We start from the raw sequence: 13,735 nt of genomic DNA, 5'->3' as shown, positions 1-13,735 counted from the left end.
AATGCAACAGAAACCGCCGCAGGTGATGGAATCCGGCATTTGCTAAAACGTTGAAAATATGCGGATTGCAGTAAACCCGACGGAATGGCATACCCTTTGCTAATTAGTATAGGCAGATACGTATTACAGTTGTGATTCAATATGCGAAAATAAAAGGAGAAGAAAAATGGGTAAACAAGTATTAGTCGACTTATCACATCCGTTCGGCAGAGGTAATCCGCTCTGGCCGTCCAACGGCGATTTCCATATCGACAGAGTGCAGCATATGCCGATGCACTACAGACTGCTGCAGACCTTCAATGATTTCCATATGCATAATTCGACTCACGCGGATTCCCCGTCTCACGTGATTCCGGAGGGAGCCTATACCCACGAGCTTCCGTTGGAGAATTATTACGGACCGGCGGTATGTCTGGACATTCCGAAGAAGCACTGGGAACTGATTACTGCAGAGGAAATCGATGAAGCTGCAAAGAAAGTGGAAGGCGGTATTCAGGAGGGTGACTGGGTAATCATCTGCACCGGTATGAACAAGCGCTGGGGAGAAAATGACGACTATTTCGCATACAGCCCGGGATGCTCTATCGAGGCAGCGAATCATCTGGTCTTCGATCTGAAGGTGAAGGGCGTTGGCTTCGACCTTCAGGCACTGGATCATATTCTCTATACTTACGCGGCTCAGCACGGCCCCGGCCCGTATGTTCCGAGAATTGTTGAAGAATATAAGAAAGAGTTCGGCCATGAGCCTCTGGAGGATTATCCAGAGTGGGAGCCGGTACACAACATTCTGCTTGGCAACAATGTCATGGGCATTGAGAACATCGGCGGAGATGTGGAGAAGGTCAAGGGGCAGAGATTCATGTTCTGCGCTTTTCCTCTCAGATGGTACATGGGCGACGGCACCATCGTTCGCGCGGTGGCGTTCATTGATGAAGATAAGATTAACAAAGACGTACCGGACAGAGTTTACAAGTACGGCGTATATTAAAAATTCCGCGGGGTCTGACGAGTTCAGACCCTGCTTTTCTACAGAGAAAGAGAGAATCCCGACACCGGAGTGCTGGGAGAAATCCAGACGGAGTGACTTGCGGGTACGGGGCGATTTTTCAGGAGGAGAGAGATGGCTTTAATGACAGGAGAACAATATATTGAAAGTCTGCGCAGGCTGAAGACCAGAGTGTACATGTTCGGCGAGCAGGTGGAGAACTGGGTGGATCATCCGATTATCCGCCCGTCCATCAACAGCGTTGCGATGACCTACGATCTGGCGCAGGACCCGGAGTATGCGGATCTGATGACCGCGAAATCCTCCCTGACCGGCAAGACGATCAACCGGTTCACCCATCTGCACCAGAGCACGGAAGATCTGATCCGCAAGGTGAAGATGCAGAGGCTTCTGGGACAAAAGACGGGCGCATGTTTTCAGCGCTGTGTGGGGATGGACGCGTTTAACGCGGTGTTCTCCACGACCTATGAACTGGACGAGGCGAAGGGAACAAAATATCACGAGAACTTTGTGAAGTTCCTGGAGATGATCCAGGACGAGGATCTGGTGGTGGACGGCGCGATGACGGATCCCAAGGGTGACCGGGGAAAAGCGCCCCACGCGCAGCCGGACAAAGATCTGTTCCTGCGGATCGTGGAGCGGCGGCCGGACGGAATCGTGGTGCGCGGAGCCAAGGCACATCAGACCGGTGCGGTCAATTCCCACTGGCACCTGATCATGCCGACCATCGCCATGCGGGAGGCGGATGCGGATTACGCGGTTTCCTTTGCCTGCCCCAGCGATGCGGAGGGACTGTTCATGGTATACGGCCGTCAGTCCTGCGATACCCGGAAACTGGAGGATCCCTGCTCCGTCGATGTGGGAAACAACAGGTTTGGCGGGCAGGAGGCGCTGGTTGTCTTCGACGATGTGTTCATTCCCAATGAATATGTGTTCATGGCCGGAGAATATGAGTTTGCGGGCATGATGGTGGAGCGGTTTGCCGGATATCACCGGCAGAGCTACGGCGGCTGCAAGGTGGGCGTCGGAGATGTGGTCATCGGTGCGGCGGCGCTGGCAGCGGAATACAACGGAGCGGAGAAGGCTTCTCATATCAAAGACAAGCTTATCGAAATGACACATCTGAATGAGACACTGTTCTGCTGCGGAATCGCCTGCTCGGCTGAAGGACATCCCACCAAAGCGGGGAACTATCAGATCGATCTGCTGCTGGCGAATGTCTGCAAACAGAATGTGACACGTTTTCCGTATGAAATCGTCCGGCTGGCAGAGGACATTGCCGGCGGGCTGATGGTGACGATGCCGTCTCAGAAGGACTTTGAGTCGGAACTGCCTGCGGGAAGAGGAGGAGAATCCGTTGGAGAGATCTGCCGGAAGTACTTTGCGACCCGGGAAGATGTGGATGTGGAGGATCGTCAGAAGGTGCTCCGGCTGCTGGAGAATCTGTGTCTGGGGACCGCCGCGGTGGGGTACCGCACAGAATCCATGCACGGTGCAGGGTCGCCTCAGGCGCAGCGCATCATGATTTCCAGACAGGGGAATATTCAGGGCAAGAAAGACCTTGCCAGGGCGATTGCCGGAATAGAAAAATGATGAAAGCGCGGCGCGGAAGCGTCGGAATGCATGAAAAGAGGACCGGATCACCGGTCCTCTTTGTATAACTTGAATCATCTGTGACGCCTGTTCCGGTACAGTTTCTGAAACCTTTAGGAACTTAACGCCATCGTCGGCTTTTAGCGCTGGTTGGAGCACTTCAGCACGTCTCTCATCTTGTGAGCCACCATCTTCTGGATGGCATCTCTGCCCGGCCCGAGGTATTTGCGCGGATCGAATTCCGCCGGATTCTCGTGGAAGACTCTCCGGATTTCCGCTGTCATGGCCAGACGCAGGTCGGTATCGATGTTGACCTTGCAGACGCCGTGTTTTACAGCTTCAGTAATCATATCCTCCGGAACACCCTGGGCACCCGGAACTTCTCCTCCGTATTTGTTACAGAGTTCGACGAATTCCTGCGGAACAGAGGACGATCCGTGGAGAACAAGCGGAGTGTCCGGAATCAGCGCATGGATCTTCTTAAGTCTCTCGAAATCGAGATACGGAGTCCCTTTGAACTTATATGCGCCGTGGCTTGTTCCGATGGCGACCGCCAGAGAATCCACGCCGGTCTTCTCGACAAATTCCGCGGCCTCTTCAGGCACAGTGAAGGTCGCCTCCCTTTCGTTCACATGGACAGCGTCCTCTACGCCGGCAAGCTTTCCGAGCTCAGCTTCCACAACGACACCGTGGGCGTGGGCGTATTCCACGACCTGACGGGTGATTCGAATGTTTTCCTCAAACGGATGCTTGGAGCCGTCGTACATAACGGAGGTGAATCCACCATCAACACAGCTTTTGCAGATGTCGAAATCGGCGCCGTGATCCAGATGCAGAGCCACGTCCACGCCGGTGTCCTCGATGGCAGCTTCAACAAGCTTGACCAGATAGACCGGTTTCGCGTATTTTCTCGCGCCGGCAGATACCTGTAGAATCAGCGGAGCATTCTCCTGCTGAGCTGCGTCAACAATTCCCTGAATGATCTCCATGTTGTTCACATTGAATGCGCCGACCGCATAATCGCTGTTCAGTGCCTTTCTGAACATCTCTGTTGTTGTAACTAATGCCATTTTAATACCTCCCGAGTATTATTTAATAACATCTTTCGCTATATCTTTCTTTGTCATACCCTGGCTGAATGTGTAAGTTCCGCTTTTGATGGATGACGCGTTCAGACCGAAACTCTTGCATACCGACTTGAAATCGACAGAACTGGTGAACAGACCCGCATCGATCAGACACTGGATCTTCTTGTCTGCGCTGGAGCCCTCCACAGTGAGTGTGAAGTCTTCGGCGAGCTTGTCGTCGGTCCAGGTCGCCTTGTTAGTCCCGGAACTCTTTGCGCTCTCCTTGGCAGCGCTATTGTCTGACGTCGTGGCATTCTGTTCTGCGGTCACGGCAGTGCCCGCTTTCTGCCCCAGCGTCGACGGATAAGCCATGATGATGTTGATTCGCCACACAATCAGTGCTGCGGCGATGATCAGGATGATAACAGCAAGCAGGATATCACTGTGATCGTAGTGGTAGTCACGAAACGATCTGGATTTACTCATTAACAGACCCCCTTTATCTGGTTTCGTGCCGGAGCGGTTTGGGACTTCGGCACCGTTTTCTACAAAAACATCATAACATACTTCCGTCGAAAGAACAATTAATTTTGATTTACGCAGAACGCTGTTGTATAATATAAGACATGAAAAATATCGACATCGGTGAGAATGAACAGAACCAACGCCTGGACAGATTTATGCGGAAGTATCTGAACGGTGCCCCCCTCGGTTTTATCTATAAGGCAATCCGGAAGGACGTGAAGGTCAACGGTCGCAGAGCCGGACGGGATCAGATCCTCCGGAGCGGGGACGTGGTGAGCCTGTATATCGGGGATGAGGATCTGGCTTTGTTCCGCCGCAGTAAAAAAACGGAAAACGTCCGGCGGCAGTTCCGCGTCGCCTATGAGGATGAAAATATTCTGGTTGTGGAGAAGCCGGCGGGGTTGCTGACCCACGGCGACGGGAAGGAAAAAAAGAATCACCTGACCAATCAGGTGATTTCCTATCTGACGGCGACGGGAGGATACGATCCGTCCCGGGAGAAGACCTTTGTTCCCGCGCCTGTGAACCGGCTGGATCGCAATACTTCGGGACTGGTGATCTTCGGAAGGAATTATCGTGCGCTGCAGCATTTCAATGAGCTGATCCGGGAGCGGGGGAGCATCCGGAAATTTTATCTGACCATCGTCTGCGGCGATCTGAGAGAGGAGCTTCATCTGCGGGGCGAGATGGTGAAGCGGGAGGACAAGAATATGATCAGGGTCGGAGAGGAACTGCCGGGCGGAAAAACGATGGAAACTGTCGCTGTTCCACTGCGCCGGGCCGGAGGATTTACTCTGGCGGAGGTGGAGATCCTTACGGGAAGGACGCATCAGATTCGCGCGCATCTGGCGTCTGCGGGATATCCGGTCATCGGGGACGCCAAATACGGAGATCCCGGCGTGAACAGAGTCATTCGGGAACGATTCGGTCAGACGACTCAGCTGCTCCACGCATGGAGGCTTGTCTTTAATCATTGCGGAGAGGGATATGAGTATCTGGACGGAATGGAAATCCGGGGAGAACCGCCGGAGCGGTTCCGGAAAATCGAGAAGGAACTGTTGAAATAAGCGGAAACAAAGAGAAACGAGAGGAAATACGGAAAGTGGGAAAGAAAAAGGAAATCAGGGAAAAATCCCTTGCGCTGGAATGGATCAAGGATATCGTAATCGCGGTGATCATCGCGGCGGTGATCGTTCAGGTTGTGAAGCCGACTATCGTCAAGGAGAGATCCATGGAGCCGAACTTCTACCAGAACGATTATCTGTTCGTCTATCGGCTGGCGTACAAGGGAGATCACAAAATACAGCGGGGTGACGTCATCGTCTTCCGCTCTGATCTCGAGACGGATTCCGGCAAGAAAAAACTTCTGATCAAGCGGGTCATCGGCGTAGCCGGCGACGAAATTTCCATCCACAACGGTGAGGTTTATGTCAACGGGGAAAAGGACGATCAGAGTTACACGATGAGCGGAGAGACGGTCGGCGATCTGGACGAGACAGTGCCGAATGGAAGTCTGTTCTGCATGGGAGACAACCGCGATGTCAGCATCGACAGCCGGTCCGATCAGGTCGGGATGGTCAGCACCGGAAGGGTATTCGGCAAGGTGGTGTTCCGATTATATCCTTTTGACAGGATGGGGCGGATCACGAATCCATATAAGTAGTGTAAGCAGCTGCTGCGCTCCGGCTCTTTCCGCTCAGCCGGGGAAGAACTATCAGAGGAAAGAAATAATGGGGAAAAGACAGAGAAAGGTCGTGGCCAACAACAAAAAGGCCCGGCATGATTATTTTATTGAAGATACATATGAAGCGGGGATTGTACTGACGGGCACGGAAATCAAATCGGTACGCGCCGGCAAGGTCAGTATCAAGGAAAGCTATGCGAAGATCCAGGACGGCGAGGTCATTCTCCTGGGGATGAACATCAGCCCCTACGAGCAGGGGAATCGTTTTAACGCGGATCCTCTCCGCCCGCGGAAACTTCTCCTGCACAAAAAAGAGATCGGAAAACTGCTGGGGCTGACCACGCAGCAGGGACTGACTCTGGTGCCGCTGCAGATGTATATTAATGAAGAGGGACGAGCCAAGATGGAGCTTGCGGTGGCCCGGGGAAAGAAAAACTATGATAAACGGGAAACGCTGGCGAAGAAGGACGCTCAGCGGAAAATGGAGCAGGCGATGAAGCGGCGCTGAGCAGGTTCAGCATTCAGGCGGAACCGGAGACGGCGGGTTTGCCCTGCGTCTGCCGCATCCCGAAACATGACCGCAAAGCACGGGTCGGACCGCTGATCTGCATCACGGCTCCGCGGCTTAGGATGCACCGGACGTCTGCGAACTGTCAATCGCCCGTGAACTGCCGCACCCGTGAACTGCCGCACCCGTGAACTGCCGCACCCGTGAACTGCCGCATATGTGTACGCGCGGATGCGTGTTATAGACTGACGGTGAAAACCGATTGATATTACTGGATTTCTACTTTGAAAAGGGCTTGAAAAAGTCTTTGTTTTTTCTAAAAAAGTCTTGCATTTCCAATTGAATTCATTTATACTTAAAAGGCTTGCATTAGGCGATGAAGCGGGAAGTTGCTGAGCTATCAGGTAATTTCCGTGGAGAATTGTTCCCGCCGGACGGGAGCGAAGGAACTCGCCGGATTTTGTTTTGTGCGTTTTAAAAAGGAAACGCACGGACGCGTGTGCGAAGCAGGCGAAATCGAAGCACACGTTGAAAATCAGGGGAAAGAGCTCCTTGTACGAGAATAGCGAAAACAGTACAAAACAGTAACAGGAGGCAAATGATGAGTGAATTACAGAAAATCAGAATCAAACTCAAGGCTTATGATCACGCGCTGCTGGACCAGTCTGCCGCGAAGATCGTAGAGACGGCGAAGAAGACCGGCGCGGATGTTTCCGGACCGATTCCTCTTCCCACCGAGAAGGAGGTCGTAACGATCCTGCGTGCGGTTCACAAGTACAAGGACAGCAGAGAGCAGTTCGAACAGAGAACCCACAAGAGACTTATCGATATCACCAATGCGACACTGCAGACAACCGACGCGCTCACGAAGTTGGATCTGCCGGCAGGCGTTGACATTGAGATTAAACTGTAAGGGACTCTCCCTTAGATGTACGCGAAAGCGGACCAATGTAAGAACGGAGGAAAAACAATAATGAAAGCAATCTTAGGTAAGAAAGTCGGCATGACGCAGATTTTCGCAGAATCAGGAGAGGTTATTCCGGTAACTGTGATCCAGGCCGGACCGGCTGTGGTCACACAGATCAAAACAGCGGAGACCGACGGATATGACGCGGTCCAGATCGGATTCGAGGATCAGAAACCGCAGAGAGTGAACAGACCGATGACCGGACACTTTGAGAAGAGCGGTGTGGCTCCCAAGAAGTACCTGGCGGAGTTCAGAAACGATGAAGGCGAGACTTATGAGCTGGGACAGGAAATCACTGTTGCGGATTTCGAGGAAGGCAAGAAGCTTGACATCACCGGCGTTTCCAAAGGAAAAGGAACCCAGGGAAATATCAAGAGACACGGACATCACAGAGGACCGATGACTCACGGTTCCAAGCACAAAAGACTGGCCGGCGCGCTTGCAGGTGCGACCTATCCGTCCAGAGTCTTCCCGGGTAACGCGGGTCCGGGACGCATGGGACGCGACACCGTCACCGTGCAGAACGTAGAACTGGTAAAGATCGACACGGACAGAAATCTGATGCTCGTAAAAGGAGCGGTTCCGGGCGGAAGAGGAAGCCTGGTGAAGGTCAGATACGCTGTCAAGGGTCAGGGCAAATAAGTCAGACTGAGGAAAGGAGGAAGCGCATAATGGCTAAAGTAACAATGCTCAACATGGAAGGCAAAGAAGCCGGAACCATTGAGCTTAAGGATGAAATATTTGGAATTGAGCCCAACGCAAACGCGGTTCACGCTGTGGTGAAAAACTATCTGGCGAACCAGAGACAGGGTACTCAGTCAGCCAAAACAAGAGGCGAAGTCAGAGGAGGCGGCAGAAAACCGTTCAGACAGAAGGGAACCGGCCGTCACAGACAGGGAAGCAGCACCGATCCTTCACAGATCGGAGGCGGCATCGTATTTGCACCTAAGCCGAGAAGCTACAACTACGCAGTTCCCAAGAAGGTAAAGAGACTGGCACTGAAGTCAGTGCTGTCCGCCAAGGTGCAGGATGGAGAGATCATCGTTCTCGACGAACTGAAGATGGACGCTCCCAGGACAAAGGAAATGGTGAAGACACTGGCGAATATCGGTGCGGAGAAAAAGGCGCTGATCGTCACCGCCGCGAAGGATGACAACGTCGTCAGATCCGCTGCGAACATTCCGGGCGTGAGAACCGCTCTGGTCAGCACCATGAATGTATATGATATCATCAATCACACGAGCTTCATCGTAACAAAGGAAGCCGTAGAAAAGATCCAGGAGGTGTACTTATAATGAGATCCGCTTACGACGTAATCATCAAGCCGGTCATCAGTGAAAGAAGTATGGACCAGGCCGCTGAGAAAAAGTACACGTTCAAGGTTGCGGTCGATGCAAACAAGACAGAGATCAGAAACGCGGTCGAAGAAATCTTTGATGTCGAAGTAGCAAAAGTCAACATCATGAACGTCAATGGAAAGAAAAAGAGAATGGGAAGAAACGTCGGAACCACCTCTGCGTATAAGAAGGCGATCGTTACGCTGACTGAAGGCAGCAAGGAAATCGAGTTCTTCTCGAGTCTGTAATATAGGAGGTTGTCACAAATGGGAATCAGAAAATATAATCCGACTTCTCCTGGTCTGAGGGGCATGACGGTTTCGACTTACGAGGAGATCACGACCAGTACTCCGGAGAAGTCGCTGACGACGGCTCTGAAAAAGAATGCGGGAAGAAATTCGAGAGGAAAGATCACCGTCAGACACAGAGGCGGCGGCGCCAGAAGAAAATACAGAATCATCGACTTCAAGAGAAACAAAGATGGAATCCCGGGCACTGTCAGAAGCATTGAGTACGATCCGAACAGAAGCGCAAACATTGCACTGATCGTATATAAGGATGGCGAAAAGAGATACATCCTCGCACCGGAAGGCCTTCAGGTCGGCGCGGTCGTCGAGTCCGGTCCGGATGTGGATATCCAGGTCGGAAACGCCCTGCCTATCGCGAACATTCCGGTCGGTACAATCATTCACAACATCGAGATGAAGCCGGGAAAAGGCGCTCAGCTGGTCCGGTCCGCCGGAAACGGTGCACAGCTGATGGCGAAAGAAGATAAATACGCACAGGTCAGACTTCCTTCCGGAGAGGTCAGAAAGATCCTGATGGTCTGCAGAGCGACCATCGGCGAAGTAGGCAATTCCGAGCATTCTAACATCCAGATCGGTAAAGCCGGAAGAAAACGTCACATGGGATGGAGACCGACCGTCAGAGGTTCCGTCATGAACCCGAACGACCATCCGCACGGAGGCGGCGAGGGCAGAGCGCCTGTCGGACGCAAGAGCCCGGTTACCCCGTGGGGCAAGCCTGCTCTGGGTTATAAGACCAGGAAGAAGAACAAGGCTTCGGATAAATACATTGTAAAGAGAAGAAATGACAAGTAAGGAAGGAGCAAATAAATGAGTAGATCGGTTAAAAAAGGCCCTTTCGTAGAAGCTAAGCTGCTGAAAAAGATCGAAGAGATGAACGCGGCGAACGAGAAAAAGGTCGTTATGACATGGTCGAGATCGTCCACCATCTTCCCGCAGTTTGTGGGACATACGATCGCCGTTCACGATGGAAGAAAGCATGTTCCTGTCTACATTACGGAGGACATGGTAGGCCATAAGCTCGGAGAATTTGCTCCGACGAGAACGTACAGAGGACATGCCGCTGACAAGAAGGTAAAAGGATAAGAAAGGGAGATAGGAAATGGAAGCAAAAGCAGTTGCAAAATATGTCAGAATGTCTCCTTCCAAACTGAAGCCAATTGCCGACCTGGTGAGAGGCAAGGACTTGAACGAGGCACTGAACATCTTGAAGTTCACACCTGGAAAAGGTTCGGAAATCGTCGAAAAAGTTGTCATGTCAGCCGCTGCGAATGCGGAAAACAATTTTGACCTGAACCCGGAAGATTTATACGTTGCTGAGGTATATGCGAACCAGGGACCGACCATGAAGAGATGGAGAGCGGGAGCCCAGGGTAGAGCATCGATGATTCTTAAGAGATCCAGCCATGTTGGCGTAACTCTTAAAGAGAAAGAAGACTAAGGAGGTTCGTTGAATGGGTCAGAAGGTAAGCCCGCACGGGTTAAGAGTAGGCGTAATCAAGGACTGGGATTCTAAATGGTACGCCGGCAAGGACAACTTCGCGGAATTTCTCGCTGAAGATAATAAGATCAGAAAGTTCATCAAGAAGTCGCTGTATGGAGCAGGAGTCGCTAGAATCCTGATCGAGAGAGCTGCCGAGAACAAAATGAAGATTACTGTTCTGACAGCCAGACCTGGTATGGTCATCGGACGTTCCGGCGCGGGAATCGATGAACTGAAGAAAAATCTTGAGAAACTGACAGACAAGAATATCACGATCTCCATCGAAGAGGTCAGAAGAAGCGAACTGGACGCTCAGCTTACTGCAGAGAGCATCGCCGATGCGCTGGAGCACAGAGTCTCCTTCAGAAGAGCAATGAAGCAGGCGATCGGCAGAACGATGAAGGCCGGTGCGAAGGGAGTCAAGGTTCTCTGCTCCGGAAGACTGAACGGTGCTGAAATCGCGAGGAGCGAAAAATACAGCGAGGGTAATGTTCCCCTTCACACACTGAGAGCGGATATCGATTATGGTTTCGCTGAGGCGATCACAACCTACGGCAAAATCGGCGTCAAGGTATGGATCAATCACGGCGAGATCCTCGACAAAGGTCTGCAGAGCCCTGTTCGCGAGGAAAAACGCGACAAGAGAGACAGAAGACCGAGAAGAGACGGCGACAGAAGAAGACGGAACGACAGAAGAAACGACAGAGGCGGTCGCCGTGACATGCCCAAGGCGGTCAATCCGAGAGTGAGAAAAGCACCGAAGGAAGAGCCGAAGGCAGCACCGCAGGTTGAGGCTACTGAAGCACAGGCACCTGCAGCAGAATCACAGGAATAAGCATGAGTGAAAGGAGGAACTGAACCATGTTGATGCCAAAGCGCGTGAAACATAGAAGAGTTCATAGAGGCAGAATGAAAGGCGTTGCCACCAAAGGAAACACAGTGACCTACGGTGACTTCGGACTTGCCGCCACAGAGTGCGGCTGGATCACCTCGAACCAGATCGAGGCGGCCAGAATCGCGATGACCAGATATACCAAGAGAGGCGGCAAGGTATACATTAAGATTTTCCCACATAAGTCGGTCACGAAAAAACCTGCCGAAGTACGTATGGGTTCCGGAAAAGGTGCTCCTGAATACTGGGTGGCAGTCGTGAAACCGGGCAGAGTCATGTTCGAGATCGCCGGCGTTTCGGAGGAAACGGCAAGAGAAGCGATGAGACTGGCCAGCCATAAGCTGCCTGTCAAATCCGAGTTTGTCGTCAGGGAACAGGCAAAGGAAGGTGAAGCGTAATGGATTTGAATAAGATGAGAGAAATGACAGATGTTGAACTCAACGCTGAACTGGACAAGATGAAAAAGGAACTGTTCAATCTCAGGTTCCAGCATGTTACCGGACAGCTTGAGAACCCCGTGAAAATGCGGGAGGTCAAGAGAAACATCGCCAGAGTGAAAACGATCATCAGAGAAAAAGAGCTGGAAGAGGTTCAGGCTTAATCGAAAGGAGGATGTGAAATGGCAGACGCAAGAAACAGAAGAAAAACCAAAGTCGGCATCGTTGTCAGCGACAAGATGGACAAGACCGTTACGGTTGCTATTGAAGATTTCGTAAGACATTCTCTTTATGGAAAGGCTGTAAAGAGGACCAAGAAGGTCAAGGCTCACGATGAGAACAACGAATGCAACATTGGCGATAAAGTTAGAATAATGGAAACAAGACCTCTGTCCAAGGACAAGAGATGGAGACTTGTAGGTATCGTTGAGAAAGCGAAATAAGGAGGCGCCGAATCATGATTCAGACAGAAACAAGATTAAGGGTTGCCGATAATTCAGGCGCGAAGGAGCTGCTCTGCATCCGTATTCTGGGAGGTACAGGCCGTCAGTATGCGAACATCGGAGACGTCATCGTCTGCGCCGTTAAGGATGCGACCCCGGGCGGCGTCGTCAAGAAGGGCGACGTGGTCAAAGCTGTAGTCGTCAGAACAAAGAAGGGCGCCAGAAGAGCAGATGGAAGCTACGTCAAGTTCGACCAGAATGCAGCGGTAATCATTAAAGACAAAGAAGATAAGACTCCGGTAGGAACACGTATTTTCGGACCTGTGGCCAGAGAGCTCAGAGACAGAGGATTCATGAAGATCGTGTCCCTGGCTCCGGAAGTACTGTAGGAGGTGTAACGAATGCGTATTAAAAAAGATGATATGGTAATCGTTATTACCGGAAAAGACAAAGGAAAGACCGGCAAGGTCCTGAAGGCCATGCCGAAGGAGAACAGAGTCGTTGTGGAAGGCGTCAACATTCAGACGAAGCATCAGAAACAGACGCAGAAGGAAAGGGCCGAGATCAAGCATGTGGAAGGTCCCATCGATGTGTCCAACGTGATGTTCTATGACGATAAATCCAAAGAAGCGGTTAAGATTGGCTATTCCTTCAAGGATGGAAAAAAAGTAAGAGTCAACAGAAAAACCGGAAATGTAATTGACTGAGAAAGGAGGAGAATATTTTGGCAGCGAGACTGAAAGAAACCTACGATAATGAAGTGTTCAACGCACTGAAGGACAGATTCCAGTACAAGAACGTTATGGAAGTTCCCAGACTGACCAAGGTCACCATCAACATGGGACTGGGCGAAGCGAAGGAAAACGCCAAGGTTCTGGAATCCGCGGTAGAGGAAATCGGACTGATCTCCGGACAGAGACCGGTTGTTACCAAGGCCAAGAAATCAATCGCTAACTTCAAGGTGAGACAGGGAATGCCGGTAGGCGCCAAGGTGACGCTTCGTGGTGACAACATGTATGTCTTTGTCGACAAGCTCTTCAATATTTCTCTTCCTCGTGTAAGAGACTTCAAGGGCGTCAGCAGAAATTCCTTCGACGGCAGAGGAAACTATTCCATGGGTCTGAAGGAACAGCTGATCTTCCCGGAAATCAACTACGACGACGTAGATACGATCAAGGGAATGAATATCGTATTCACGACAACGGCGAAAACCGACGAAGAGGCGCAGGCTCTGCTTGAGCTTCTGGGAATGCCGTTCGAGAAGCAGCAGTAGGAGGTAGAAATGGCGAAGACATCTCTTAAAGTTAAACAGCAGAGAAAACCCAAATATGCAACTCGCGCCTATACGAGATGCAGCATCTGCGGAAGACCGCATTCCGTTCTGAAGAAGTACGGAATCTGCCGTATCTGCTTCAGAGAGCTGGCATATAAGGGTGAGATCCCGGGCGTCAAGAAAGCGTCCTGGTAAACCGGAACAGTTATCACGAT

Annotated in this window: 22 protein-coding genes; 20 read left to right on the top strand and 2 right to left on the bottom strand. The window is 51.5% G+C overall.

The genetic code is table 11. The features are described from left to right. Positions 1–166 precede the first annotated feature (166 nt). Positions 167–988, top strand: coding sequence for a cyclase family protein (locus tag FYJ64_RS08130; RefSeq protein ID WP_075712702.1), 822 nt, complete (start codon positions 167–169; stop codon positions 986–988). A 132-nt stretch (positions 989–1,120) separates the two neighbouring features. Beyond that, on the top strand, positions 1,121–2,599 hold the full coding sequence (locus FYJ64_RS08125) for a 4-hydroxyphenylacetate 3-hydroxylase family protein (protein ID WP_154574664.1): 1,479 nt from the start codon (positions 1,121–1,123) through the stop codon (positions 2,597–2,599). A gap of 140 nt (positions 2,600–2,739) precedes the next feature. On the opposite strand, the gene fba is transcribed toward FYJ64_RS08125, so the two are convergent. Continuing rightward, positions 2,740–3,669, bottom strand: a complete 930-nt coding sequence (gene fba, locus FYJ64_RS08120; RefSeq protein ID WP_075712700.1) for a class II fructose-1,6-bisphosphate aldolase — start codon at positions 3,667–3,669, stop codon at positions 2,740–2,742. A gap of 18 nt (positions 3,670–3,687) precedes the next feature. Next, positions 3,688–4,152: a hypothetical protein gene (locus tag FYJ64_RS08115; protein ID WP_154574663.1), complete on the bottom strand. Its 465-nt coding sequence runs from the start codon at positions 4,150–4,152 to the stop codon at positions 3,688–3,690. A 140-nt stretch (positions 4,153–4,292) separates the two neighbouring features. On the opposite strand from FYJ64_RS08115, the gene FYJ64_RS08110 reads away from it, so the two are divergent. From FYJ64_RS08110 to FYJ64_RS08025, 18 genes are all read left to right on the top strand, one after another. Further along, the gene (locus FYJ64_RS08110; RefSeq protein ID WP_154574662.1) at positions 4,293–5,258 is read left to right on the top strand and encodes an RluA family pseudouridine synthase; all 966 of its coding nucleotides are present in this window, start codon (positions 4,293–4,295) and stop codon (positions 5,256–5,258) included. Between the two features lie 35 nt (positions 5,259–5,293). Further along, positions 5,294–5,854 carry a signal peptidase I gene (lepB, locus tag FYJ64_RS08105; RefSeq protein WP_328596999.1) on the top strand — a complete coding sequence of 187 codons (561 nt, stop codon included), beginning with the start codon at positions 5,294–5,296 and terminating at the stop codon, positions 5,852–5,854. 67 nt (positions 5,855–5,921) lie between these two features. Next, positions 5,922–6,383 (top strand): SsrA-binding protein SmpB, encoded by a 462-nt coding sequence (smpB, locus tag FYJ64_RS08100; protein WP_154574661.1) that lies wholly within the window; start codon positions 5,922–5,924, stop codon positions 6,381–6,383. Between the two features lie 601 nt (positions 6,384–6,984). Then, entirely contained in the window at positions 6,985–7,296 is a 312-nt protein-coding gene (rpsJ, locus tag FYJ64_RS08095; protein ID WP_067532850.1) for a 30S ribosomal protein S10, read from the top strand. Positions 7,297–7,356: 60 nt separating this feature from the next. Next, positions 7,357–7,992 carry a 50S ribosomal protein L3 gene (gene rplC, locus FYJ64_RS08090; RefSeq protein ID WP_154574660.1) on the top strand — a complete coding sequence of 212 codons (636 nt, stop codon included), beginning with the start codon at positions 7,357–7,359 and terminating at the stop codon, positions 7,990–7,992. 29 nt (positions 7,993–8,021) lie between these two features. Further along, positions 8,022–8,645, top strand: coding sequence for a 50S ribosomal protein L4 (gene rplD / locus FYJ64_RS08085; protein WP_154574659.1), 624 nt, complete (start codon positions 8,022–8,024; stop codon positions 8,643–8,645). Then, positions 8,645–8,935, top strand: a complete 291-nt coding sequence (rplW, locus tag FYJ64_RS08080) for a 50S ribosomal protein L23 (protein ID WP_154574658.1) — start codon at positions 8,645–8,647, stop codon at positions 8,933–8,935. The genes rplD and rplW overlap by 1 nt, the downstream gene beginning before the upstream one ends. Positions 8,936–8,953: 18 nt before the next feature. Then, a complete protein-coding gene (gene rplB / locus FYJ64_RS08075) occupies positions 8,954–9,787 on the top strand; it encodes a 50S ribosomal protein L2 (protein ID WP_154574657.1) in 834 nt (277 codons plus the stop codon). A gap of 15 nt (positions 9,788–9,802) precedes the next feature. Further along, positions 9,803–10,078, top strand: coding sequence for a 30S ribosomal protein S19 (rpsS, locus tag FYJ64_RS08070; RefSeq protein WP_154574656.1), 276 nt, complete (start codon positions 9,803–9,805; stop codon positions 10,076–10,078). Between the two features lie 16 nt (positions 10,079–10,094). Continuing rightward, entirely contained in the window at positions 10,095–10,433 is a 339-nt protein-coding gene (gene rplV, locus FYJ64_RS08065) for a 50S ribosomal protein L22 (protein WP_154574655.1), read from the top strand. 13 nt (positions 10,434–10,446) lie between these two features. Continuing rightward, the gene (rpsC, locus tag FYJ64_RS08060) at positions 10,447–11,310 is read left to right on the top strand and encodes a 30S ribosomal protein S3 (protein WP_154574654.1); all 864 of its coding nucleotides are present in this window, start codon (positions 10,447–10,449) and stop codon (positions 11,308–11,310) included. Between the two features lie 26 nt (positions 11,311–11,336). Further along, positions 11,337–11,765 (top strand): 50S ribosomal protein L16, encoded by a 429-nt coding sequence (rplP, locus tag FYJ64_RS08055; protein WP_075712688.1) that lies wholly within the window; start codon positions 11,337–11,339, stop codon positions 11,763–11,765. Next, positions 11,765–11,968, top strand: a complete 204-nt coding sequence (rpmC, locus tag FYJ64_RS08050) for a 50S ribosomal protein L29 (RefSeq protein ID WP_154574653.1) — start codon at positions 11,765–11,767, stop codon at positions 11,966–11,968. The genes rplP and rpmC overlap by 1 nt, the downstream gene beginning before the upstream one ends. Before the next feature lie 18 nt (positions 11,969–11,986). Further along, complete coding sequence (rpsQ, locus tag FYJ64_RS08045) at positions 11,987–12,247, top strand: 30S ribosomal protein S17 (RefSeq protein WP_075712686.1); 261 nt, start codon at positions 11,987–11,989, stop codon at positions 12,245–12,247. Between the two features lie 14 nt (positions 12,248–12,261). Then, entirely contained in the window at positions 12,262–12,636 is a 375-nt protein-coding gene (gene rplN / locus FYJ64_RS08040; protein WP_075712685.1) for a 50S ribosomal protein L14, read from the top strand. A 12-nt stretch (positions 12,637–12,648) separates the two neighbouring features. Beyond that, complete coding sequence (rplX, locus tag FYJ64_RS08035) at positions 12,649–12,954, top strand: 50S ribosomal protein L24 (RefSeq protein ID WP_075712684.1); 306 nt, start codon at positions 12,649–12,651, stop codon at positions 12,952–12,954. A 17-nt stretch (positions 12,955–12,971) separates the two neighbouring features. Continuing rightward, a complete protein-coding gene (gene rplE, locus FYJ64_RS08030; RefSeq protein WP_154574652.1) occupies positions 12,972–13,520 on the top strand; it encodes a 50S ribosomal protein L5 in 549 nt (182 codons plus the stop codon). A gap of 9 nt (positions 13,521–13,529) precedes the next feature. Beyond that, a complete protein-coding gene (locus FYJ64_RS08025; protein ID WP_075712682.1) occupies positions 13,530–13,715 on the top strand; it encodes a type Z 30S ribosomal protein S14 in 186 nt (61 codons plus the stop codon). Positions 13,716–13,735 lie beyond the last annotated feature (20 nt).

This window comes from Hornefia butyriciproducens, assembly GCF_009695915.1.
Lineage (GTDB): Bacteria > Bacillota > Clostridia > Peptostreptococcales > Anaerovoracaceae > Aminicella > Aminicella butyriciproducens.
This window is presented reverse-complemented; position numbering and strand designations above follow the sequence as displayed.